We start from the raw sequence: 22,779 nt of genomic DNA on the forward strand, positions 1-22,779 counted from the left end.
ACCTCGAAGGGTGTCAGGATCTGGCAGCTTCACTGCTGCCGGAATCTGTCACTCATTCTTGTCGCTAGCGGGCTGGTCGAGGTCGCGCGCCACGTCGGGTGAGTGCAGCAGCGCGTCGATATGGGCGGTCTCGTCAAAGCGATCGTCGTAGCGGAAGGTGAGTTCAGGCGCGAATTTCAAGTCGATCCGATGGGCCACTTGGCCGCGCAGCCAACGCGCGTTGCGGGCCATCGCTTTCTCGGCCTGCTTCGGTTCCCCACCGCCGAGCGGCGTAATATACACCGTTGCATTGCGGAGATCGGGGCTGACGCGCACCTCCGGCACGGTGATCATCATGCGCGTCACCTCATCGTCCATCAGCTCGCCGCGCGAAAGAATTTCGGCAAGCGCATGGCGGATCAGTTCGCCGACACGAAGCTGGCGCTGGGAGGGGGGACGAGCCTGCCCCTGGCTTTGGCCGTGTTGGACCATCATCAAAACCTCAGTTGCAGCATCTCCCGAACGATGGACCCATCTGAGCCAAAAGGAAATGCATCGAATTCAAGTGGTGGAGAGAGCGTCATGGCGTGGACTGCTTCAGTCCGCACCGGCCCCACTCCGGGAATGCCTGCCGGCGCCTTCGAACGCCGCCGCGAATGCGACCATGTCGGCCCGGCCGGAAAAGGCGGAAAGCGGCAAGATGAGCGCCGGCCGGCCACTCGCAAGGACATAGAGACGACGGTCATCCGTTTCGATGCGAATGCCAATAAGCGCCGGAATGTCGATGACGATGCCGCCAACCGTACCCTTGAAGCCGTCGGCCGAAAACTCGATCTCAGCGGCTCCGACTGGATGGTGGCGGGCCGCCCGGATTCGTTCGGTCCTGAGCACGAAGCGCGCTCCCTGCCAGGCAGCAAGCCCGATCAGGCCGAAGGAGGCGAACCATACCGGCCACTCCGCATTGCGCGTCAGCCAGGACAGAACGACGAGCGGCGGCAAGGCAAAGGCATAACCCAGAAGCGAACGCCAGCCGCGATCAGCAGGTTTCAGAATTGCCTCGAGAGCCAACGCATCTTCCTGCTTGGTCGTGAAGACGAAGCGGCGCAATGGCATGGCGGCAGATTCGGCGGCGTCGGTCATGGCATACCGTCGAAAAGGACGTCCGGCACCCCGTCAGGATGCCGGACGAACCGTTACAGCGTACGGGCGATTTCTTCGACGCGGAAGCACTCGATGACGTCGCCGGCCCGCATATCCTGATAGGCCTCGAAGTTCATGCCGCATTCCTGACCGGCGTGGACTTCCTTGACGTCGTCCTTGAAGCGCTTGAGCGTGCCGAGCTTGCCCTCGTGGATAACCACGTTGTCGCGGATGAGGCGCACCGAAGCGCCGCGTTCCACTGTGCCCTCGGTAACCCGGCAACCCGCCACCTTGCCAACCTTGGAAATGTTGAACACTTCCAGGATCTCGGCGTTGCCGAGGAAGGTTTCGCGCCGCTCGGGGGTGAGCATGCCACTCATGGCCGCCTTCACGTCATCCACGAGGTTGTAGATGATGTTGTAGTAGCGGATTTCGATCCCGTCGCGGTCGGCTGCGTCACGCGCCTGTTTGTTGGCGCGAACGTTGAAGCCGATGATCGCCGCGTCGGAGGCCGAGGCTAGCGTGACGTCGGATTCGGTGACGCCACCGACGCCGCCGTGGATGATCCGCGCTGCCACTTCTTCGTTGCCGAGCTTCTCCAGCGAGGCAATGATGGCTTCGAGCGAACCCTGCACGTCGGTCTTGACGACCAGCGGGAACTCTTTCTTGCCCGCAGTCTGCAGCTTGTTCATCATCTGCTCGAGCGAGCCGCGCGAACCGGAGGCCCGCTTGGCAACATTCTCGCGCTTCTGACGGACGCGGTATTCGGTGATCTCGCGAGCGCGTGCCTCGTTCTCGACCACGGCGACGCGGTCGCCGGCGTCAGGCGTACCCTGGAAGCCGAGCACCTCGACCGGCATGGCCGGGCCGGCGGCGTTGACGTTGGCGCCATGATCGTCGAGCAGCGCGCGAACGCGACCCCACTCGGAGCCGGCCACGACGATGTCGCCCACCTTGAGCGTACCGCGATCGACCAGCACGGTGGCCACCGGGCCACGGCCCTTGTCGAGCTTGGCTTCGATGACGATGCCTTCGGCGGCACGATCGGGGTTGGCCCGGAGTTCCAGCACTTCCGACTGCAGCAGGATGATCTCCAGCAGCTTGTCGAGGTTGGTCTTGGCCTTGGCCGACACTTCCACTTCGAGCGTGTCGCCGCCCATCGATTCCACCTGAATTTCATGGCGCAGCAGTTCAGTGCGCACACGCTCAGGGTTGGCGTCGGGCTTGTCGATCTTGTTGATGGCGACGATGATCGGCACGCCAGCTGCCTTGGCATGGCTGATGGCTTCAATCGTCTGGGGCATGACGCCGTCGTCGGCTGCCACAACGAGAATGACGATATCGGTCACCTTGGCGCCGCGAGCACGCATCGCCGAGAAGGCAGCGTGGCCCGGGGTGTCGATGAAGGTGATCTTCTGGCCGTTTTGTTCGACCTGATAGGCGCCGATGTGCTGGGTGATGCCACCCGCTTCGCCAGCCACCACGTTGGCATGACGCAGTGCGTCGAGCAGCGACGTCTTGCCGTGGTCGACGTGGCCCATGATGGTGACCACCGGCGGACGCGGCTGCGTATCCACCGCGTCGTCGGGCGCGTCAAACAGGCCTTCCTCGACGTCGGACTCGGAGACGCGCTTCACCGTATGCCCCATTTCGGTGGCAATCAGCTCGGCAGTGTCGGCGTCGATCACGTCGTTGATCTTCAGCATCTGGCCCTGCTTCATCAGCAGGCGGATGACGTCGACGGCGCGCTCGGCCATGCGGTTGGCCAGTTCCTGGATGGTGATCGCCTCGGGCAGGACCACCTCGCGAAGCACCTTCTCGCGCGGGCCGGTCTGCTGGCCGCGACGCTCCTTCTCGCGCTTGCGCTTCAGCGCGGCGAGCGAGCGAGAGCGTTCACCCTCATCGTCGGAGAGGGCAGCAGAAATGGTCAGGCGGCCCTTGCGGCGATCATCCTCGCCTGCCTTCTTGACAGGCGCCGGCGCCGGCACGCGTGCCTTCTTGGCAGCGAGCAGCTTGCCGCGCGGGTTCTCTTCGTCGTCGTCGCCCGCAAGCTTACCGCGCGGTGCCTCGACAGCGGGACGCGGCGCGCTGGTTGGCGCCGGCTTCTTCTCAGCGACGGGAGCTTTCGCAACGGCCGGCTCAGCCGGCTTCGGCGGTGCGGCTTCGGCGGGATTCGCCTTGATGCGGGCCTCTTCCTCTGCCTTGAGGCGAGCTTCCTCGATGGCGCGAGCGGCGGCCTCTTCGGCCTCACGCTTGGCGCGCTCTTCTTCCTCGATCTTACGACGAGCCTCTTCCTCGGCGCGGCGCTTCGCCTCTTCTTCGGCACGCTTGCGTGCCTCAGCCTCGCGGGCGATGGCTTCCGCAAGGGCGGCCTGGCGGGCTCCGATCTCGTCCTGGCTGAGTGTGCGCAGCACCATGCCACCCGGCGCCGGGCGGCGCTGCTCGCGCGGCGCGGCGGGGGCGGCGTCGCGGCGAGGCTTCAGGCTCTCGGCGATCGACTTCTGAAGCTGCACAGTCTGCGTCGCTTGCGCGCCCTCGAGAGGGCCGCCTTCGCCGTGCTTGCGCGACTTCTTGGTCTCCACCACGACGGCTTTTGTCCGGCCATGGCTGAAGCTCTGCTTGACCGTTCCCTGCTCAACGGTGCGCCGGGATAGGGTCAGCGTCTTCTTGGGCGCCATGGACGTGCTTTTGTCGTCGGTGTTCTTCGTATCGCTCATACCGTGCTCTATCCTCGCGGGCCGTCGCGGCACCCTCGGAGGGCGGCGCAATGACCAATCGTATTCGCAAACCTCAGGAAAGGTCCGCTGTCCAGTCCGTGTCCGGCGCTTCACCCCTGTAACGGGCCAGCGCTGCAGCGCATTTCAGGAAGCTGGTGCTCGCCCCACCGGCAAGCAGAGCAGCATGTATCACATTTGCGCCGCCCAATGCCAAATCCATTTCGCTCGAGGCGAAGATTCCGGCGATCACCTTTGGTCCGGAATGCGCTGGTTGTTGCCATAATGCCGCATTTCCGGGCATTTCGTTTTCGTCTCCGCCAACCCCGATGGCGCGAAGACGCCGTCTTATCACCTGTCCGACCTTACGTCGGCCGTCGTCGGCCGCCTCGCGAGCATGCAAGACGGCGACCACATTACCTTTGCTCACCGCGTCACTCACCTGACCAAAGCCGGTGACCACGAGGCCAGCTTTGCGTGCCATCGACAGGGCGGACAATGCCGCCTTGAGAAGCAACGCCTCGACCTGAACCGGCAGATCATCGCCGGCTTTGGCCTCCGCCTTGAGACCGCGCGAAAACGCTCGCTTACGCACTGCCTCGGTAACCACGTCCTGGCGACAGGTCACCCAGACGCCACGACCCGGCAGGTTGCCGCGAACGTCCGGCACCACCGTGCCGTCAGGTCCGCAAACGAAGCGGATGAGGCCCTCGGGCGGCTGCGCGACGCGTGTCACGATGCAACTGCGTTCCGCCGTTTCCGATCTCGGTGCCATCGTCCTCTTTCCGGTTGGAAAGCCGCTCGCGGCGGCCTCCATTACGATTCTGAGTTCGCCTCTTCGGCAACCTCTTCGTCGGCAGCTTCGGCTTCCTCTTCCTCAGTCGGCGCTTCGATCCAGCCGACGGCGACGCGCGCCGCCATGACGATCGCTTCCGCGTCGGTGCGGCTGACGTCGAGATCGGAGAGGCTGCCCTTGTTGCGGACGGTCTCGCCATTCTTGCGCTCCGTCCAGCCGACGAGGTCGTCAGTGGCGCAGCCCGCGAGATCTTCCACCGTCTTCACGCCGTCCTTGCCGAGGGCCACCATCATGGCGGTGGTAACACCCGGCACGTCGCGCAGGGCATCGTCGACGCCGAGCTTGATCCGCTCCTCGTCGAGCTCGCGCTCCTTGGCGTCGAGATAATCCTGGGCACGCGCCTGGATTTCCTCGGCCGTCTCCTCGTCGAAGCCCTCGATGGCGGCGATCTCGTCGCGTTCGACCAGGGTGAGTTCCTCAACCGTGGAGAAGCCCTCGGTGGCAAGCAACTGCCCAACCACCTCGTCGACGTTAAGCGCGTTCATGAACAACTCGGTGCGCTCGTTGAATTCCTTCTGACGCCGCTCGCTCTCTTCCTGCTCGGTCAGGATGTCGATCGCCCAGCCGGTCAACTGGCTGGCAAGGCGCACGTTCTGTCCGCGACGGCCGATGGCCAGCGACAGCTGATCGTCGGGCACCACCACCTCGATGCGCTCGGCATCTTCGTCGAGCACCACCTTGGCGACTTCCGCGGGCTGCAGCGCGTTGACGATGAAGGTGGCCGGATCGGGCGACCAGGGAATGATGTCGATCTTTTCGCCCTGCAGCTCCTGCACGACGGCCTGCACGCGGCTGCCGCGCATACCGACGCAGGCGCCGACCGGATCGATCGAAGAGTCCTTGGAGATAACGGCGATCTTGGCGCGCGATCCCGGATCGCGAGCCACCGACTTCACCTCAATGATACCATCATAGATTTCCGGCACTTCTGAGGCGAACAGCTTGGCCATGAACAGCGGATGGGTACGCGACAGGAACACCTGCGGTCCCCGCTGCTCCCGACGCACGTCGTGAATGATGGCGCGGATGCGGTCGCCATAACGGAAGCTCTCACGGGGGATCAGTTCGTCACGGCGGCAGATCGCCTCGCCGCGGCCGAGGTCGACGATGACGTTGCCGTATTCGACGCGCTTGACGACGCCGTTCACCACTTCGCCGGTGCGGTCCTTGAACTCGTCGAACTGACGGTCGCGCTCGGCTTCGCGCACCTTCTGCACGATCACCTGCTTGGCCGACTGGGCAGCGATGCGGCCGAAGTCGATCGGCGGCAGCGGCTCGGAGATGAAGTCGCCGACGAGAGCGGCCGGGTTGCGGCGCTGGGCTTCAACGAGATCGACCTCGGTCGAGAAGTTCTCGACATTCTCGACCACCTGCAGCAAGCGCTGCAGCTTGATCTCGCCGCTGCGCGGATTGATCTCGGCGCGGACGTCGGTCTCGGAACCGTAACGCGAGCGAGCCGCCTTCTGAATGGCGTCCTCCATCGCCGCGATGACGATCTGCCGGTCGATCGACTTCTCGCGGGCCACCGCGTCGGCGATCTGCAAGAGTTCCAAACGGTTCGCACTGACGGCCATTATCTTCGTCTCCTACCCTCGATGGGGTTCCTGTTCCGTCCTTCGGGAGTGTCCCCGGTTTCCGTCGAGCGGCACTGCCGCCCGCTATTCCTGGCTTTTGCCCGCCTTGAGCGCCTCACGGATCAGCGCTTCGTTCAGCACGAGGCGGGCTTCCGATACGGTATCGAGTGGGAACTCGATGTCCTTGGTGCCGTCTTCGAGCGCCTGCAGAAGGCGCATGCCGCCCTTGTCATCCTTGACGCCGATGAGCCAGCCGCGAAAACGCTTGCGGCCCAAGAGCGGCACGGCAAGTTCCAGCTTGGTTTCGAAGCCCGACCAGCGCACGAAGTCCGAACGCCGCACCAGAATACGGTCCATGCCCGGCGACGACATCTCAAGGCTGTAGGCCTTGCCGATCGGATCATCGACGTCGAGCAGCGGCGAGATCACATTGCTCGCAATCTCGCAATCTTCGACGCTCATCGTCCCGTCGGCCTTCTCGGCGAAGATCTGCAGAGTCACGCCATTGAGGCCGCTCATGCGGACGCGGACGAGGCGATAGCCAAGATCGATCAATGCCGGCTCGATGATGGCAGCGACCCGCGCCTCAACGCCCGTCTCGGATACGAGACGCGGCTCATCGAGCGTCGTATCGACACTCTGGCCGCCAAGTGGCGGAAGGGGTGGCTGGTCTTCGGACGTCATAGGTCGGCGGTATCCCTCGCGGCGCGCCCTTTCGGGCAATAAAAAAGAGCGGGACCTTTCGGACCCACTCCCAACCCGCTTTATAAGAGCGCATCAGAACTGATGCACCCCATATAGGCCGCTTTTGCGCGGAAATCAATGGCCGGCACAACAGTCATCTACAGTCGGTTCCCGCTGAAAGCTTCATCGACTGGCCGAGATCCTAAGCGTTTATCTTCGCGGCAGGCGACGGAAGGTCAGATAGGCCGAGCCGCGTCCTTCGCGGCGCGCCTTTGCTTCGTAGCGCGTTCCCGGCCAGCCCTCCCAAGGCTGCCGCCAGTCGTCGGGCGCCGAAGCCGTCCAGACGAAAGCCGAGTTGGCGCGAACGTGGCGCAGCGTCCAGTCGACATAGGTGTCGATGTCCGAGGCAAACCAGAACTCGCCGCCATCCTTCAAGACGCGAGCGAAGCGGTCGACCGTGTCGGGGCCGACGAAGCGGCGCTTCCAGTGGCGCTTCTTCGGCCACGGATCGGGGTAGAGCAGCAATACGCGATCAAGCGAAGCCTCGGGCAGCCAGTCGAGCACTTTGACGCCATCTTCACCGCTGAGGCGAATGTTGCTGGTCCCCTCGGTGGCAATGCGTCCCAGCGCCTTGGTCATGCCGTTGACGAAGGGTTCGACGCCGATGAAGCCGACGTCGGGTCGCTCAAGCGCCCGGTGGATCAGGTGTTCGCCGCCGCCGAAGCCGATCTCCAGGCGCAGTTCGGCCGGTGCAGAAGGGAAGAGGTCCGCAAGCCAGTCGGGAGCAGACGTCGTGAGATCGAGCGACAGCTTGGGCAGGTCGGCCTCGAGCCGTTCGGCTTGTCCCTTTCTCAGGGTCTTGCCCTTGCGGCGGCCGAAGAAGGCGTTTCCGCGAGGCTCGCCGGGCCTGTGCTCTGCCCTATGGTGGTCGTCGCTCATCATCGCTCGGTGCATGAAAATCCGGCGGCTCGACTGCTGCCGAAAACAGAAAACCCCGGCAGCCGAGCTGCCGGGGCCGGTGTCTAGCCTATTTCTCCGCCTCAGGCGAGGGCAGACTTCAAAGCGTCGACGAGGTCGAGCGCTTCCCAGGAGAAGCCGCCGTCGGCCTCGGCCGGCCGGCCGAAGTGGCCGTAGGCCGAGGTGCGCGCATAGATCGGCTTGTTGAGGCCGAGCCGCTCGCGGATGCCGCGCGGGGACAGACGAACGAAGTCACGATCGCCGAGCACCTTCTCGATCTTGGCCGGATCGACATTGCCGGTGTCGTGCAGGTCGACATAGATCGACAGCGGGTCGCTGACGCCGATGGCGTAGCTGAGCTGGATGGTGGCGCGATCGGCGAGGCCGGCGGCCACGATGTTCTTGGCGAGCCAACGGGCGGCGTAGGCGGCCGAACGGTCGACCTTGGTCGGGTCCTTGCCGGAGAAGGCGCCGCCGCCATGCGGGGCAGCGCCACCATAGGTGTCAACGATGATCTTGCGACCGGTGAGGCCGGCGTCGCCGTCCGGGCCACCGATGACGAACTTGCCGGTCGGATTGACATGCCAAACGGTTCGCTCATCGACCCAGCCGGCAGGCAGGGCGGCGATGATATAAGGCTCGACGATACGGCGCACATCAGCTGACGTGAGGCCGTCGGCGTGCTGGGTGGACAGAACGATCTGTGGCGCCCGCACAGCCTTGCCGCCTTCATAGGCGACGGTTACCTGACTCTTGGCATCGGGTCTCAGCAAGGTTTCCTTGCCGGACTTGCGGGCCGTCGCCAGATCGCGAAGGATTTTGTGGGCATAGTAGATCGGAGCCGGCATCAGTTCCGGCGTCTCGCGGCAGGCATAGCCGAACATGATGCCCTGGTCGCCTGCGCCCTCGTCCTTGTTGGCCGCGGCGTCAACGCCCTGGGCAATGTCGGACGACTGCTCATGCAGCAGGATCTCGATCTTGGCATTTTCCCAGTGGAAACCGTCCTGCTCGTAGCCGATGTCGCGGATCGCCTCGCGTGTCAGATGCTCGATCAGCGCGTTGTCGATGGACTTCGGCCCACGCGTCTCGCCGGCAATGACGACACGGTTGGTGGTGGCGAGCGTCTCGGCCGCAACGCGCGCCTGCGGTTCGGCGGCAAGGAAGGCATCGACGATGGTGTCGGAAATGCGGTCGCAGACTTTGTCTGGATGACCTTCCGAAACAGACTCGGAAGTAAAGAGGTAATTCTGGCGAGACATAGGGTTGACCCCTCAAAGAAGACGTCGACGCGGTCGACGGAAGACTGGTCTGTCGCGGCAGTGGTCCGTCGCGGCGGTTTCTTTTCGCAAGCCGCCGCAAAAAGCGCAAGCGTCCGACCATAGGCTCAAGCGCGTTTGAAAAGCGCCGTGCGTTTGATGCCACGGCGCCAGACGACTCGTTTTGTTTCAAGATGTCGGGCGGCAAATTTATTCCCGCCGAAAGGTTTTCTTTGCAGCCGCTATAGGCTCAAAATAGAAGCGGATCGCATCGACCATGGTCGAAACGATCCGCTACAGCTTTAGTAAGCTTCAGATCAGGCTTCGCCTTCCTCGGTGGCCAGCGTCTGGACCAGATCGACGATACGCCGACGGATGCGTGCGTCCTTGATGCGTACAAAAGACTTGTTGAGAGACAGGCCCTCGGTCGACGACAGGAAGTCCACGACGTAGGAATGGCTGGGGCTCTCAGCAAATCCTGCCGCTTCTTCAGGCGTACCCGGTGCATCCTCGAAGAAGAAGGACACCGGCACCTTGAGAACGGTGGCGATGTGCTGAAGGCGGCTGGCGCCGACGCGGTTGGTGCCTTTTTCGTATTTCTGGATCTGCTGGAAGGTGATGCCGAGCGCTTCGCCTAGCTTTTCCTGGCTCATGCCAAGCATCATGCGGCGAAGCCGGACACGGCTGCCGACATGGATGTCAATGGGATTGGGGGACTTCTTGCTGGCCATATTAGTCTCGTCTGCGGATTGATCCGCGGTTATTGATGAGGCTCGCAAGGCGCGGTCATTATTTGTTGTCTTGCGGCCCATTTCTTGGCAAACGAACCACAACAGGATCGTTGCGCGCTGAGATTGTTGTCTCTGAACGAGAAGTTGTCAACTCCTGGTTCTACGTTTTCCGTTTCTCAGAAGTGACAGCAAGATGAAAAAGACGCTGAGGACCAAGAGGAAAATCGGTTCGCTGCGTTGAAAGAAAGTCTTGGGACGTTCGGATGGTATGAAACCGTCAAGCACGCCTTCCTCACCCAGCGGTAGACTTGCAACCGTTCTGCCATAGGCGTCGATGATTGCCGAAATGCCGGTATTGGCAGCTCTCACCACGGGCAGGCCTTCCTCAATTGCCCGCATGCGCGTGGCATCGAGATGTTGATGAGGACCAGAGCTGCGACCGAACCAACCATCATTGGTGATGTTGACGAGATAGTCGGGGCGTCCGTTATCGGGCAGCACTTCACCTGAGAAAATCGCTTCGTAGCAGATCAGCACCGAAAAGGACGGATGGCCGGCGAGAGCGATCAAGTTGTGGCGTGGGCCGGGCGAGAAGCCACCGATGCCACGGAACAGTTCGCCGATACCGAGCCGGCGCAACACGGCGCTGAACGGCATGTACTCGCCAAAGGGAACAAGATGCACCTTGTCGTAGGCGGCACGGATGGCGCCGGTGTCGTCGATGGCAAACAGTGAATTGTAGTAGCGACGCCCTCCGTCACCCAGGTCGTCGGCCGGCTCGACACGTGGCGCGCCGGTGAGCAGGATCGTTCCGGGCGATAGCAGATCGGCGATGCGAGCGAGCGCTTCCGGCTCTTCGGTCAGAAAGAAAGGCAGGGCCGTTTCCGGCCAGACGATTTCCGAGAAGGAAATGGCCCCCAGCGTCTGCGGATCGGTCTTGCGGTCGGAGAGGGCCGTCAGCTTGTCGAGGGCTTCCTGCTTTTTCTCGGGCGACCATTTGGCGGCCTGATCGATATTCGGCTGGACGATGCGGATACGGGAGTCGGCAAGCACGGCCTGGCCCACCGGGGCCGCACCGGACAGGCGGTAGACGCCCCAGCCGATGTCGGTGGCGGCGAGGATCGTGACGAGCGCGACGGTCAGCCAGCGCAGCCAGGGGCGACGCCCTCGTTCATCGGAGAGAAGCGCCGGTGCGGCGAACACGGCGATGCCGGCAAGTGTCAGGCCGTAGATGCCGACGACACTCGCCCCTTGCGCGGTGACGTTGGTGAAGGCCACGGCTTGCCCAAGAAGATTCCATGGAAAGCCGGTCAGCACATGGCCACGCAGCCACTCGGAAGCTCCGAGGCCCACCGCGAGCGCGAAGATGCGGGTCGGACTATCGCTCCACAGCAAACGGGCGATCAGCGTGCCGAGGGCAGTGAACAGCGCAAGGCCTGCGGCAAGGCCGGCGATCGCAAAGGGCATCAGCGGAACAAGCTCCGACCGCCCCTCGGCGAAGAAGGCTATTCCCACCCAGTAGAGGCCGGCGAAGAAATAGCCGAAGCCGAACCACCAGCCGGTGACCGCCGCCGGCCTCAACCGCCGGACGCCACGCGGCCCGGCGACCACGGCCCCGTCGATCAGCAGCACCAGCACCGGCAGCGTGAGAAAGAGGATCGGCGCGGCGTATATCGGCGCCAAGGCGAGTGCGGAACAAGCGCCGGCGACAAGCGCTACCAAGCGGCGCGGCCATCCCCAGAGCAGCAGCAGCCGATGGGTATAGGTCTCGAACATGGCGCCTTTCCCCTGGGCGGCGAATCGGTCGTTGCGTTTGAAGCAATAGCCGGTCGCCGCCGGGGAGGAAATGCCCTGCCGCCTCAGGCCCCGACTTCCGACGGCTCGATCGTCTCGGGCGGCTCGGTTGCCCGGGCGACGAGCCGCACCGTCTTGATGCGGCGCGGATCGGCGTCGAGCACCTCGACCTCCCAGCCCGGCAGGTCGTCGGAGGCGATTACCTCGCCGCGTACGGGAATGCGGCCAAGCGCGGCAAACAGCAGGCCGCCGAGCGTATCGACGTCCTCGTCATAGTCGGCAAAGGAGAAGCTTGGCCCGATCACCGCCCGCACATCATCGAGATCAGCACGTGCGTCGGCGAGATAGACGCCATCCTGAACCGTTTTGACCAGCGGCCCATCCTCGTCGTCGTGCTCATCATCGATTTCGCCGACAATGGTCTCAACCACGTCCTCGATGGAAACGATGCCGTCGGTACCGCCATACTCGTCGATGACCAGCGCCATCTGGATATGCGTCGCCTGCATCTTCTGCAAAAGGTCGGTGGCTGGCATGGAGGGCGGCACGAACAGCACGGCGCGCACCAGCTTGGCGGCTTCGAGCGTGATGCCGAGATCAACTTTGCCAACGTCAAGCCGACCCTCATCCTCTTCGGCGGCGGCATCGATGCGCGCCTTGCCGGTGATGTGGGTGATGAGATCCTTGATGTGGACCATGCCGATGGCGTCGTCCAGCGTCTCCCGGTAGACCGGCATGCGTGAATGGCCGGAGGCCTCGAACAGGCCGAGGAGCTCGGCAAGCGTCGTGTCGGCATCGACCGCGGCGATATCGGCGCGCGGCACCATCACGTCCGCGACGCGCGTTTCCCTGAGGCGAAGGATATTGCGGATCAGTGTCCGCTCTTCGGGCGAGAAGGCGGCGTCGAGTGCATCTTCCTGGCTGAGCGCTTCCTCGAGGTTCTGTCTGAGCGTCGCCGAGGTCTTGAAGCCGAAGGCCTCGCGCAATCGCGCCAGCCAGCTCAATCCAGAGCCTGTTCCACCCTCGGCCGAGGCACCCGACTGGGTCGCCGCGGCCGTATTCTGACTGCCCGTACTATGACTGTCGCTGTCGCTCATCGTCCTTCTTCCGCGTCGTCAGCCAGCCCCCGGCTGCTGATGACGCCCCGATAATGCCAGCCCTCAGTGGCCGGCGCCGCCCATCGGCGCGTCGGCGTAGGGGTTGGCGATACCAAGCCGGGCGAGGATGGCCGTTTCCAGTCCCTCCATCTCCTCGGCTTCGTCGTCGTTCATGTGATCATACCCGACGAGATGCAGGAATCCATGCACGATCATGTGCAGGAAATGATCGTGAAAGGAAATGCCTTCCTCCACTGCCTCTCGCGCTACCGTTTCATGCGCCACCACGATATCGCCGAGGAGCGGCCCGTAGGCTTCGGCCTCCGGGTCGTCTTGCGGGAACGACAGAACGTTGGTCGGTTTGTCGAGATGGCGGTGGTCGCGATTGAGCAGGCGGATCGCCGCGTCGTCGGTGAGCAGCAGCGACAGCTCCGCATCGTCGGCGATCTCGGCATCGGCCGCCGATGCCGCCATGGCGACAGCGGTCTCCACGTCGGCGCGCCAGTCCTCGGCCTCACCCCAGAGCGAGCTCTCCGTGAGGATATCGACCGCGATCACGCTCATGCCTTGTCCTTGCGGGCGGCGAGCCGCTCCCGGCTGTCGTCGTCGTAGGCCTTGACGATGCGCGCCACCAGTTCATGGCGTACCACGTCTTCATGGGTGAAGCGCACCTGCACGATGCCCGGGGTCTCGGTCAGAATGCGGCTCGCCTCGACCAGACCGGACACTTGGCCGGCCGGCAGGTCGACCTGGCTGGGATCGCCGGTGACGATCATCTTCGAGCCGTCGCCGAGGCGGGTGAGGAACATCTTCATCTGCATCGACGTGGTGTTCTGCGCCTCGTCGAGAATGACAGCGGCATTGGCCAGCGTGCGACCGCGCATGAAGGCGAGCGGCGCGATCTCGATGGCGCCGGAGGTCAGCGCCCGCTCCACCCGCTCGGGCGGCATCATGTCGTAGAGCGCGTCGTAAAGGGGCCGGAGATAGGGGTCGATCTTCTCGCGCATATCGCCCGGCAGGAAGCCGAGCCGTTCGCCCGCCTCGACAGCGGGCCGCGATAGCACGAGGCGAGCCACCTCGCCACGCTCCAGCAACGCCGCGGCATAGGCCACGGCGAGGTAGGTCTTGCCCGTGCCGGCCGGCCCGAGGCCGAACACCAGCGTCGACCTTTCCATAGCGCGGATATAGGCGTCCTGCGCCGGGTTTCGAGCGAGAACGGTTTTGCGGCGCGTGGAGATGCCGGCGAGCTGCAGCCGCGAGGCGGCATCGATGGCCGGCAGCGGCAACTGGTCACCGACTGCCAGCGCCATGCGGATCGCTCCCTCGACGTCGGCAGAGGTCAGAAACTGGCCAGCCTGGAGACGGCCATAGAGCGCTTCCAGCACATCGCGGGCGCGCGCGGCCGCTTCGTGAGAGCCGCGAATGGTCACCTGGTTGCCGCGCGCCGTGGCGTCGACGCCGAGCTTCTGCTCGATCAGGGCCAAATGCTGGTCGAACTGACCGTAAAGCGGGCCGATCAACCTGTTATCCTCGAAGACCAGCACCAGATGGGTGAGGTCGGACGCATAGGTCATGGCGTTCCCCGGTTAGGTCGCATGCGCGACGGCTTGGTCCGCGTGTCGTGACGGCCTCATGCCGACCGTCGGGCCGGTACGGGCTCGCCTTCGAGCCGGCCGATCAGGCTGTGACCGCCGGTCGCTTCGATGGTTACCTCGGCGATTTCACCGATCAGCGACGACGATGCCATGACGGCCACCGGCTGCAGATAGGGCGACCGCCCGACGATCTGGCCGGGGAGGCGGCCCGGCTTGTCGAAAAGCACGGGCAGGGTGCGGCCGACGAGGCGCTCGGCAAAGGCTTTCTGCTGGGCTTCCAGCAGCGCCTGCAGGCGCTGCAATCGCTCATTCTTCACCGCTTCAGGAACCTGGTCTTCGAAAGCCGCCGCCGGCGTGCCGGGACGCGGCGAATATTTGAATGAGAAGCAGGCCGCATAGTCGATGGTGCGGACAAGGTCCAGCGTGGCCTCGAAATCGGCCTCGGTCTCGCCGGGGAAGCCGACGATGAAGTCGCCGGAGATGGCCATATCCTGCCGCACCGCCCGCATGCGGCCGACAAGGGCGATATATTCGGCAGCCGTGTGGCGGCGGTTCATGGCCGCGAGGATGCGATCCGAGCCCGACTGCACAGGAAGGTGCAGATAGGGCATCAGCTTGGGATTACCGGCGTGCGCGGCGATCAGTGCGTCGTCGAGATCGCGCGGATGGCTGGTGGTGTAGCGGATGCGAGCAAGGCGCGGCAGCTCGGAAAGACGCGCCAAGAGGCCAGCAAGGCCGACCGTCCGGCCCTCACAGTCAACGCCGTGGTACGCGTTGACGTTCTGACCCAAGAGCGTGATCTCGCGCACGCCGGCTGCCACCAGGGTTTCGGCTTCCGTGACGATTTTCTCCACCGGCCGCGAAGCTTCCGATCCGCGCGTATAGGGTACGACGCAGAAGGTGCAGAACTTGTCGCAGCCCTCCTGCACGGTGAGAAAAGCCGTCACGCCGCGCGAGCGGACCGCCGTCTCGGACGGGGCGGCGAGATGATCGAACTTGTCTTCCGATGGAAACTCGGTCTCTACCACCTTCTGCCGGGCCGGGGCCTTGCCCTCGGTGGCGGTCGGCCGTTCGCCGAGACGCACGCGCTCGATCAGCTCCGGCAGGCGATGGTAGGTCTGCGGGCCGAACACCATGTCGACAACCGGCGCTCGGGCGATGATTTCCTCGCCTTCCGCCTGGGCGACGCAGCCGGCGACGGCGACCAGCGTCTCTCGTCCCTCGGCGGCGCGCTCCGCTTTCAAGACGCGCAAGCGGCCGAGCTCGGAATAGACTTTTTCGGCCGCCTTCTCACGGATGTGGCAGGTATTGAGGATGACGAGGTCGGCGCTCTCAGGACTGTCGGCGGTGGTGTATCCGAGCGGCGTCAGCGTGTCCGACATGCGATCGCTGTCGTAGACGTTCATCTGACAGCCGTAGGTCTTGATGAAGACAGACTTCTTATCCGTCACCGTTGCTCGCTTCCCTCGTGGGGGACGGCAATCCGAACCGTCCCGGCAAAGATAACGGCATCTAGTGCATTTTGGGGAGTGGCGAAAGGCGGTTTTCCAACAAATTCGCGCGACGACCGCCGAACGGCCTTTGGGACTGCTGGAACGATTAGCCGCTGTCTGGCCGCGTTCGCTGTCTTGATCGCTGGCAGCGGAGCCTTACAAAGAGCCTTCCGCCCCGCCCTGCGCCGCAGAGGAGAAGTCTGCCATGCCGATCTACGAACTCGATGGAATCGCACCCGAACTGCCTGATGACGGTAACTATTGGGTCGCCCCCGATGCCCATGTGATCGGCCGGGTGAAACTTGGTTCGGAGGTCGGGATCTGGTTTGGCGCGGTGATCCGCGGCGACAACGAGCCGATCGTCGTCGGTGCTCGCACCAACATCCAGGAGGGCGCGACGCTGCACACCGATCCCGGCTTTCCGCTGACGATCGGCGAGGGGTGCACCATCGGCCACCAGGCGATTGTCCATTCCTGTACGCTCGGCGACAACGTGCTGGTCGGCATGGGCGCCACCATTCTGAACGGCGCGAGGATTGGTGCCAACAGTCTCGTCGGCGCCAATGCGCTGGTGACCGAGGGCAAGGAATTTCCTGAAGGGTCGTTGATCGTCGGCGCACCGGCGCGGGCGGTGCGGGCGCTTGACGAGGCGACCATCGAGAAGCTGCGACGGTCGGCAGAAAACTATGCCGCCAACTTCAAGCGCTTCAAGGCGGGCTGCCGCAAGATCGCTGAATGATGACTGCGGTTTCAGGCATGCGCCTTTTCGACGGTGGCAGGTGAGAAGGCGGCAGCGAGATAAGGGGCGATGCTCTGAAGCGGCAGCTGCCGTTCCACCGCGCCGATCTCGAAGGCGGCGCGCGGCATGCCGTAGACAATGGAGGTCGCCTCGTTCTGGCCGATCGTATGGCCACCGCCGAGCCGGATATCGAGCAGGCCCGAGGCGCCGTCGCGGCCCATGCCGGTCAGGATGACGCCGAGGCTGTTGACCGGGCAGATGCGGGCCATCGAACGGAACAGCACGTCGACCGACGGTGCGTGACCGGAGACGCGTTCCTCGCTGCCGATGCGGCAGACGAGGTTGGGGCCGATATGGCCGAGTTCGAACTGGCGGCCGCCCGGAGCCACATAGGCCGTGCCGGGGTGCAGAACTTCGCCATCCTCGGCCTCTTTCACATGCAAAGCACTGAGGCCGTCGAGACGGTCGGCGAACGATCCGGTGAACTGACCGGGCATGTGCTGGACGATCAGAATGGGCGGCATTTCGGCGGGAAGCTCGGTAAGCACGGCGCGAATGGCTTCGACGCCGCCGGTCGAGGCGCCGATGCCGATCACTGCGCCGGTGCGCGAACAGCCAACAGGTGCCGGGGGAGCGGAGATGCGCGCCGGCGCCTTTTCCGGCACCACGCGGCGAGCGCCGATGTTGGCGGCGGCGGCGATTTTGATCTTGTCGATGAGTTCGCCGGCGACCTTGTCGAGATCGGAGGCTTTGCTCGGCTTGCCGACGACATCGACGGCGCCGATCTCCAGGGCGCGGAGGGTGGTGAAGGCTCCGGTCTGGGTCAGTGTCGACACCATCACCACCGGCATCGGCCGGAGCGCCATGAGCTTTTCCAGGAACGAGATGCCGTTCATGCCGGGCATCTCGACATCGAGCGTCAGTACGTCGGGATTGAGACGTTTGATGGCCTCGCGCGCGGCAAACGGATCGGCCGCGGTGCCCACCACTTCAATTCCGGGGTCGCGGGAAAGAACGCTGGTCAGCATGTCGCGCATCAGGGCGCTGTCGTCGACGATGAGGACGCGGATGGGCGTGCCGAGCATAATCGTTCCTCAGAAAAGATCGACTTCGCCCTCGACTTTCGTCCGGGCCAGTCGATCCTTGAAAGAGTGTTCTTCCTCGAGGAAAGCAGGGTGAACGGCCGTGCCGAGCAGCAGCCGGTGCACGACGCCGGTCGAAGGACTGTAATGGATGCGGCGGCCATAGCAGCCACCGAGGTCGGCCGAGGCGACAGCAAGGTCTTCGGCCTTGAGGTATTCGAGCACGAAGGAGACGTTGGAAGAGCCGATCAACGTCGGTCCCTCCGTCAGGTCGGCACCGCCGAACAGTTTGATCTCCAGGTCCTGACGCCGGCAACCGGACTTCAGCACCTCATTGATCAAAACTTCCATCGCATAATTGCCGTAGCGCAGGGCGGCGCTGGCCCCATTCCAGATGCCGGAATCGCTTTCGGGCAGCATGAAGTGGTTGAGGCCGCCGAACCCCGTCGCCGGATTGCGAATGCACGCGGCGACGCAGGAGCCGAGAACGGTAACGATCGTTTCGTCCGTTCGCGATGTCACATAGGCTTCACCGGGCAGCACGCGCACGGTCGGCGCTCCCCGTCGCCAATCGTGGGTGTGGCCGGCCGCCTGCCGGCACGCGCCGACGTCGGAATCGAAAAGCTCGGTCGGTTTCGGTTGTCCGGCGCCGGGCATCGATCAGGTCCCCTTCTGGTAAATGGTCGGACCGCGCAGACGGAAAGCCGTCTTCTGGTCGAGAATGGTCTCGGAATGGCCGATGTAGAGCCAGCCGCCGGGTACCAGAAGGTCGGCAAAGCGCTGCACCAGCCGAGCCTTGGTGGGGTTGTCGAAATAAATCATCACATTGCGGCAGAAGATGGCATCGAACGGTCCCTTCATCGGCCAGGCGTCGAGAAGGTTGAGCTGCTTGAAGGCGATGAGCTGCCTGAGTTCCGGGCGGACCTGCCACTCATTGCCGCTCACGGCGGAGAAGTGACGATAGCGCCTGCCCTTGCCAAGCTCTGCCACCGACTGCGCGCTGTAGCGCCCCATGGCGCCGCGTGCCACGACCGAGCTGTCGATATCGGTCGCCAGAATCCGGGTGTCGCAATGCACGCGCGACGAGGCGGTCTCGGCGTAGGTCATGGCGATCGAGTAAGGCTCTTCGCCCGTCGAACAACCGGCCGACCAGATGCGCAGGCGTGTCCGGCCGTTGATGGCGTCAGCCGACAGTTCGGACAACAGGTTGGCGGCGAGATGGTCGAAGTGGTGCTTCTCGCGAAAGAAGCGGGTGAGGTTGGTCGTGAGCGCGTTGATGAGATACTCGATCTCATCCTCGCCCTCGGGGCTGGAATAATACTCGCAGTATTCGGAGAAGGCTGAAAAGCCGAGTTCCCTCAGGCGCCGCGTCAGGCGCGAGTAGACCATGTTGATCTTGTGGTCGGGCAGGGTGATGCCCGTGCGGCCGTGGATGAAAGTAGCCAGCCGCCGATATTCCTTCAGTGTGAAGGGAAACTCGCGATGTTCCGGGGCGGTGCTGAGGGCGGCCATGTCTACTCCGGATGAAGCAGACCGCGGCGAGGTCGCCGCGGTCCGATGATGCGACCCGCTCAGAATTCCTTCCAATCAGCGTCGCTTTCGAAGGCGGCATGCAATTCGGACTGCAGCCGCTGGGCATTCCGTCCGCCGGCCACCGCCACCTTCTTCGGCTGAGCCGGACGGGATGGCGTCTTGGTTACGGATCGAGCCTCCAGCCGATCGCCGATGGCAGTCCGGGCCGCTCGAACGGCCTCGGCAAGACGGAAGGCCGACATGCGACCATGCATGGCTTCGGCCTGTTCCTGCAGCATGCGCGTCGCCGAGGCGTTTTCCTCGACCAGCGCCGAGTTCTGCTGGGTCATCTCGTCCATCTGGGTGACGGCCTTGTTGATCTCCTCGACGCCAGCCGACTGCTCGCGGCTTGCGGCGGCGATATCCGAGACGATGTCAGCCACCTTCTTGATGGAGCCGACGATCTCGGTCAGCGCCGTGCCGGCGTCGTTGACCAGCTTGACGCCATCTTTCACCTGGGCGCCGCTCTCGACGATCAGCGCCTTGATGTCCTTGGCAGCGCCCGACGAGCGCTGGGCCAGCGAGCGCACTTCCGAGGCGACCACGGCGAAACCCTTGCCGGCATCGCCTGCCCGTGCTGCCTCGACGGCGGCATTGAGGGCCAGAAGGTTGGTCTGGAAAGCGATCTCGTCGATCACCGAAATGATGTCGGAGATCTTCTGTGACGAGGTCTCGATGCGGCTCATGGCATCGACCGCCTTGCCGACCACTTCACCGCCGTCGGTTGCCGTGCCTCGCGCTGAGGCTGCCAATTGGTTGGCCTGCTGGGCGTTGTCGGCGTTCTGCTTGACGGTCGCGGCCATCTCTTCCATCGAGGCCGCGGTTTCCTCAAGATTGGAGGCCTGCTGCTCGGTCCGCTGGGAGAGGTCGGTGGTGCCCGAGGATATCTCGGCAACCGCGTTGGAAATGGTGGTCGCCGCTTCCATCATGTCAGCAACCACGGTCGACATGGTGTCGAGCAGGGTGTTGATGCCCTCGCAGAGGTTGGCAATCTCGCCGGTCTTGCCGTCGAGTGGCACACGCCGGGTAAGATCGTTGCCACGCGCCGCCTCGATCACTTCCTTGGATTCGCGCACCGCCGCCTGCAACGCCTCGGCGGAACGCACCTGCTCGGTGACATCAGTGGCGTACTCGACCACCTTGAACGGTTTGCCATTCATGTCGAGGATCGGGTTGTAGGAAGCCTGGATCCAGACCTCACGGCCACCCTTGCCGATGCGCTTGTACTGGTTGGTGTCGTATTCACCGCGTCCGAGCTTCTCCCAGAACATGCGGTAGTCGACGGAGGTGCGGTAGGTGGGGTCGACGAAGATGGAGTGGTGCTGACCTTTGATCTCGGCCAGTGTGTAGCCGAGCGTATTCAGGAAATTCTCGTTAGCATCGAGAACTTTGCCGTCGAGCGAAAACTCGCTGATCCCCTGTGCCTTGGAGATTGCGGCGATCTGCCCCTCGAAATCAGCGGCTTGCAGCCGCCGCGCGGTGATGTCGGTCGCAATCTGGACGATCTTGAACGGCTTGCCGTCGAGACCCTTGATCGGATTGAACGACACTTCCAGCCAAACTTCCCGGCCGCCTTTGCCGATCCGCTTGTACTGGCCGACGACGTGTTCTCCGCGCTGCAACCCTTCCCACATCAGTTTGTATTCGGCGCTTTCACGAGCAGCGGCGTCGGCGAACATCGCCGCCGGCTTGCCTCTGATTTCGTCGATCGTGTAACCGAAAATGCGGCAGAAGATATCGTTGGCGTCGGTAATGGTACCGTCGAGCGCGAGCTCCAATACCGATTGCGACAGACGAATGGCGTCGGCCTGACCCTTGTAGTTGGCGGTGAGCTCGGCAACCTGCCGGCCGTTTTCGCGGAATACCGACACGGCGCCGGCGATGGTACCGATCTCGTCCTTCCGATCGGTTCCGTCCACCTCGAACTCATAGTCGCCCTTGGTGATCCGCTGCATGTAGCCGATCATCCGGCCGACGCCGCGCGTGATCTGCAAGGAGAAGAAGATGCTGGCGGCGAGCGCGATGATCACGGCGGCCAGCACCACGCCGAAGGTGGTGAACAGCGCACTGCGCAGGCTGGCGACGTAGTCCCCCAGCATGGCGGTCAACGTTTCGGCGCCACCATGCCAGAGAGCCTGGCTTGCCTTGGCCTGCGCCTTGGTAGCCTCCATGAAGCCGGAAATATCCACATTTCCAGGCGTTGCCGCCTTTTCGAAAGCAAGGGTAACCGTTTCCGCCTCGCGTACGAAATTCGGCACGGCTTCGGCGAAGGCGGAAATCTGTCCGCTGAGCGCCTCGACGCGGCCGTCCGCACTATGCGACTTCGCGACCTGAAGGACGTCCAGGGCTCCGCCCGAGGCTTCCTGGAACAGAGCGATCTGCGATTTCAGAAGCCCGAGATCGGCCACTGAGACGGAGGCCGCGCGCGACATCTCGCGAATTTTGCCGGTGATGGCCACGCGATACCAGAGCACGCGCGGAATGCGGCTCATCAGCGCCTGACCGAGATAGTTGTGGTCGACTTCCGTATCGACAGCGATGCCGGCACCATTGGAGACGGCGGCCATCAGGTTGAGGCCGAAGTTGACCGACTGGGGTAGCCGTGCGTCGAACGGCACGTGGCTGCGCGGCCAATCATAGCTGGCCAGAGCGTCGTTGAAGGCCCTGGCAGCGTCCTCGGTGCCGAAGGCGGTGTCATGTTCGTGGCCAAGGCTGACGAGATCGGGAACGGTGGAAAGCACGGTGGCGGGCGTTGCCGTATCGTCCAGGGCGGAGTTGGCAAGGCCGCGAATGGTTTCCCAGACGGCCACCGAATAGGTAACGCCGCTGGCCTCCTTGCGGGCCCTGGCCACACCCTCTTCGCTCTTGCTGACGTAGAGCCAGCCGAGAATGACGATCGGCAGGCTCATCAGCGCGACGATCAGGCCGATCTTGGTACGAAGTTTCAACGAGGTGAGTGACATGATGTCAGTTCCTGGTGAGGCCGTTCAGGCGGCGACGGCGGTGTTCGCCGGGCCATGATTGGCAAAGAGGTTTTCGAGGCTGAGAAGGACGACCATGCTGTCGCCGACAGGGATGATGCCGGCGAGGAAGGCGTTGTCGATCGGCTGGTCGACGTCGGGCACTGGCCGGATGTCGGCGGCGTTGACGGTCAGAATATCCGAGACGGCGTCCACCAGCAGGCCGAGGAGGCGCCCGCTGATCGCGACGATGATCACCACGTGACTGCGCGTCGTGGTGGTGAGGCCGAGGCCGAAGCGGCAGCGCAGGTCGAAAATCGGCACGATGGTGCCGCGAAGGTTCAGCACGCCGAGCATGTAATTCTGCTGATTCGGTAGCACGGTCGTCTCGGTCCAGCCCTTGATTTCGCGCACGGCCATGATGTCGATGGCGAACTCGTCGTCACCGACACGGAAGGAAATGAACTGCCGCGTGAGCGCCGCGGCGGCATCCAGGCCATTGTTTGGGCCGATGCTTGGAAGATCTTGCGATTCTGCCATGGAGTAGGCTCCGAGA

20 protein-coding genes are annotated in these 22,779 nt (G+C 63.8%); 1 reads left to right on the top strand and 19 read right to left on the bottom strand.

Going from position 1 to position 22,779, the window contains the following annotated elements:
* Positions 1-48: 48 nt before the first annotated feature.
* The 14 genes from rbfA to miaB form a co-directional block, all read right to left on the bottom strand.
* Positions 49-471, bottom strand: coding sequence for a 30S ribosome-binding factor RbfA (gene rbfA / locus G522_RS0103745; protein WP_026789889.1), 423 nt, complete (start codon positions 469-471; stop codon positions 49-51).
* Between the two features lie 105 nt (positions 472-576).
* Positions 577-1,119, bottom strand: a complete 543-nt coding sequence (locus G522_RS0103750) for a hypothetical protein (protein WP_026789890.1) — start codon at positions 1,117-1,119, stop codon at positions 577-579.
* A 53-nt stretch (positions 1,120-1,172) separates the two neighbouring features.
* Positions 1,173-3,836: a translation initiation factor IF-2 gene (gene infB / locus G522_RS0103755; protein ID WP_026789891.1), complete on the bottom strand. Its 2,664-nt coding sequence runs from the start codon at positions 3,834-3,836 to the stop codon at positions 1,173-1,175.
* 73 nt (positions 3,837-3,909) lie between these two features.
* Positions 3,910-4,650, bottom strand: coding sequence for an RNA-binding protein (locus G522_RS25460; protein ID WP_342663866.1), 741 nt, complete (start codon positions 4,648-4,650; stop codon positions 3,910-3,912).
* Positions 4,650-6,263, bottom strand: a complete 1,614-nt coding sequence (gene nusA, locus G522_RS0103765; RefSeq protein ID WP_026789892.1) for a transcription termination factor NusA — start codon at positions 6,261-6,263, stop codon at positions 4,650-4,652. Before nusA ends, G522_RS25460 begins: the two co-directional genes overlap by 1 nt.
* Before the next feature lie 84 nt (positions 6,264-6,347).
* Positions 6,348-6,947, bottom strand: a complete 600-nt coding sequence (rimP, locus tag G522_RS25465) for a ribosome maturation factor RimP (protein WP_036838007.1) — start codon at positions 6,945-6,947, stop codon at positions 6,348-6,350.
* Between the two features lie 210 nt (positions 6,948-7,157).
* The gene (gene trmB / locus G522_RS25470; RefSeq protein ID WP_051228343.1) at positions 7,158-7,886 is read right to left on the bottom strand and encodes a tRNA (guanosine(46)-N7)-methyltransferase TrmB; all 729 of its coding nucleotides are present in this window, start codon (positions 7,884-7,886) and stop codon (positions 7,158-7,160) included.
* 101 nt (positions 7,887-7,987) lie between these two features.
* The gene (gene metK, locus G522_RS0103780; protein ID WP_026789893.1) at positions 7,988-9,163 is read right to left on the bottom strand and encodes a methionine adenosyltransferase; all 1,176 of its coding nucleotides are present in this window, start codon (positions 9,161-9,163) and stop codon (positions 7,988-7,990) included.
* A gap of 314 nt (positions 9,164-9,477) precedes the next feature.
* Complete coding sequence (locus tag G522_RS0103785; protein ID WP_026789894.1) at positions 9,478-9,891, bottom strand: helix-turn-helix domain-containing protein; 414 nt, start codon at positions 9,889-9,891, stop codon at positions 9,478-9,480.
* Positions 9,892-10,038: 147 nt separating this feature from the next.
* The gene (lnt, locus tag G522_RS0103790; protein ID WP_026789895.1) at positions 10,039-11,667 is read right to left on the bottom strand and encodes an apolipoprotein N-acyltransferase; all 1,629 of its coding nucleotides are present in this window, start codon (positions 11,665-11,667) and stop codon (positions 10,039-10,041) included.
* 83 nt (positions 11,668-11,750) lie between these two features.
* Positions 11,751-12,782 carry a hemolysin family protein gene (locus tag G522_RS0103795; RefSeq protein ID WP_084632703.1) on the bottom strand — a complete coding sequence of 344 codons (1,032 nt, stop codon included), beginning with the start codon at positions 12,780-12,782 and terminating at the stop codon, positions 11,751-11,753.
* Positions 12,783-12,845: 63 nt separating this feature from the next.
* Complete coding sequence (ybeY, locus tag G522_RS0103800) at positions 12,846-13,346, bottom strand: rRNA maturation RNase YbeY (protein WP_026789897.1); 501 nt, start codon at positions 13,344-13,346, stop codon at positions 12,846-12,848.
* On the bottom strand, positions 13,343-14,356 hold the full coding sequence (locus G522_RS0103805; RefSeq protein WP_026789898.1) for a PhoH family protein: 1,014 nt from the start codon (positions 14,354-14,356) through the stop codon (positions 13,343-13,345). Before G522_RS0103805 ends, ybeY begins: the two co-directional genes overlap by 4 nt.
* Positions 14,357-14,412: 56 nt before the next feature.
* Positions 14,413-15,828, bottom strand: coding sequence for a tRNA (N6-isopentenyl adenosine(37)-C2)-methylthiotransferase MiaB (gene miaB / locus G522_RS25475; RefSeq protein ID WP_051228267.1), 1,416 nt, complete (start codon positions 15,826-15,828; stop codon positions 14,413-14,415).
* A gap of 247 nt (positions 15,829-16,075) precedes the next feature.
* Between miaB and G522_RS0103815 the strand changes: the two genes are divergently transcribed.
* Positions 16,076-16,609, top strand: a complete 534-nt coding sequence (locus G522_RS0103815; protein ID WP_026789899.1) for a gamma carbonic anhydrase family protein — start codon at positions 16,076-16,078, stop codon at positions 16,607-16,609.
* A gap of 11 nt (positions 16,610-16,620) precedes the next feature.
* Here the strand turns inward: G522_RS0103815 and G522_RS0103820 are convergent, their stop codons facing one another.
* The 5 genes from G522_RS0103820 to G522_RS0103840 are packed head-to-tail and all read right to left on the bottom strand — an operon-like array spanning position 16,621 to position 22,763.
* On the bottom strand, positions 16,621-17,694 hold the full coding sequence (locus G522_RS0103820) for a protein-glutamate methylesterase/protein-glutamine glutaminase (RefSeq protein ID WP_036838010.1): 1,074 nt from the start codon (positions 17,692-17,694) through the stop codon (positions 16,621-16,623).
* A gap of 9 nt (positions 17,695-17,703) precedes the next feature.
* The gene (locus tag G522_RS25480; protein WP_084632707.1) at positions 17,704-18,348 is read right to left on the bottom strand and encodes a hypothetical protein; all 645 of its coding nucleotides are present in this window, start codon (positions 18,346-18,348) and stop codon (positions 17,704-17,706) included.
* 3 nt (positions 18,349-18,351) lie between these two features.
* Positions 18,352-19,203 (bottom strand): CheR family methyltransferase, encoded by an 852-nt coding sequence (locus G522_RS0103830; protein WP_026789901.1) that lies wholly within the window; start codon positions 19,201-19,203, stop codon positions 18,352-18,354.
* Between the two features lie 59 nt (positions 19,204-19,262).
* Entirely contained in the window at positions 19,263-22,226 is a 2,964-nt protein-coding gene (locus G522_RS30615; RefSeq protein ID WP_051228269.1) for a methyl-accepting chemotaxis protein, read from the bottom strand.
* A gap of 24 nt (positions 22,227-22,250) precedes the next feature.
* Positions 22,251-22,763, bottom strand: coding sequence for a chemotaxis protein CheW (locus G522_RS0103840; RefSeq protein ID WP_051228271.1), 513 nt, complete (start codon positions 22,761-22,763; stop codon positions 22,251-22,253).
* Positions 22,764-22,779: the final 16 nt, after the last annotated feature.

The organism is Pleomorphomonas oryzae DSM 16300 (genome assembly GCF_000422965.1).
In the GTDB taxonomy this organism is placed as follows: Bacteria; Pseudomonadota; Alphaproteobacteria; order Rhizobiales; family Pleomorphomonadaceae; genus Pleomorphomonas; species Pleomorphomonas oryzae.

Coding starts and splice junctions, on each gene's coding strand:
- rbfA (WP_026789889.1), bottom strand. CDS start 471: ATGGTCCAACACGGCCAAAGCCAGGGGCAGGCTCGTCCCCCCTCCCAG.
- G522_RS0103750 (WP_026789890.1), bottom strand. CDS start 1,119: ATGACCGACGCCGCCGAATCTGCCGCCATGCCATTGCGCCGCTTCGTC.
- infB (WP_026789891.1), bottom strand. CDS start 3,836: ATGAGCGATACGAAGAACACCGACGACAAAAGCACGTCCATGGCGCCC.
- G522_RS25460 (WP_342663866.1), bottom strand. CDS start 4,650: ATGGAGGCCGCCGCGAGCGGCTTTCCAACCGGAAAGAGGACGATGGCA.
- nusA (WP_026789892.1), bottom strand. CDS start 6,263: ATGGCCGTCAGTGCGAACCGTTTGGAACTCTTGCAGATCGCCGACGCG.
- rimP (WP_036838007.1), bottom strand. CDS start 6,947: ATGACGTCCGAAGACCAGCCACCCCTTCCGCCACTTGGCGGCCAGAGT.
- trmB (WP_051228343.1), bottom strand. CDS start 7,886: ATGAGCGACGACCACCATAGGGCAGAGCACAGGCCCGGCGAGCCTCGC.
- metK (WP_026789893.1), bottom strand. CDS start 9,163: ATGTCTCGCCAGAATTACCTCTTTACTTCCGAGTCTGTTTCGGAAGGT.
- G522_RS0103785 (WP_026789894.1), bottom strand. CDS start 9,891: ATGGCCAGCAAGAAGTCCCCCAATCCCATTGACATCCATGTCGGCAGC.
- lnt (WP_026789895.1), bottom strand. CDS start 11,667: ATGTTCGAGACCTATACCCATCGGCTGCTGCTGCTCTGGGGATGGCCG.
- G522_RS0103795 (WP_084632703.1), bottom strand. CDS start 12,782: ATGAGCGACAGCGACAGTCATAGTACGGGCAGTCAGAATACGGCCGCG.
- ybeY (WP_026789897.1), bottom strand. CDS start 13,346: ATGAGCGTGATCGCGGTCGATATCCTCACGGAGAGCTCGCTCTGGGGT.
- G522_RS0103805 (WP_026789898.1), bottom strand. CDS start 14,356: ATGACCTATGCGTCCGACCTCACCCATCTGGTGCTGGTCTTCGAGGAT.
- G522_RS0103815 (WP_026789899.1), top strand. CDS start 16,076: ATGCCGATCTACGAACTCGATGGAATCGCACCCGAACTGCCTGATGAC.
- G522_RS0103820 (WP_036838010.1), bottom strand. CDS start 17,694: ATGCTCGGCACGCCCATCCGCGTCCTCATCGTCGACGACAGCGCCCTG.
- G522_RS25480 (WP_084632707.1), bottom strand. CDS start 18,348: ATGCCCGGCGCCGGACAACCGAAACCGACCGAGCTTTTCGATTCCGAC.
- G522_RS0103830 (WP_026789901.1), bottom strand. CDS start 19,203: ATGGCCGCCCTCAGCACCGCCCCGGAACATCGCGAGTTTCCCTTCACA.
- G522_RS30615 (WP_051228269.1), bottom strand. CDS start 22,226: ATGTCACTCACCTCGTTGAAACTTCGTACCAAGATCGGCCTGATCGTC.
- G522_RS0103840 (WP_051228271.1), bottom strand. CDS start 22,763: ATGGCAGAATCGCAAGATCTTCCAAGCATCGGCCCAAACAATGGCCTG.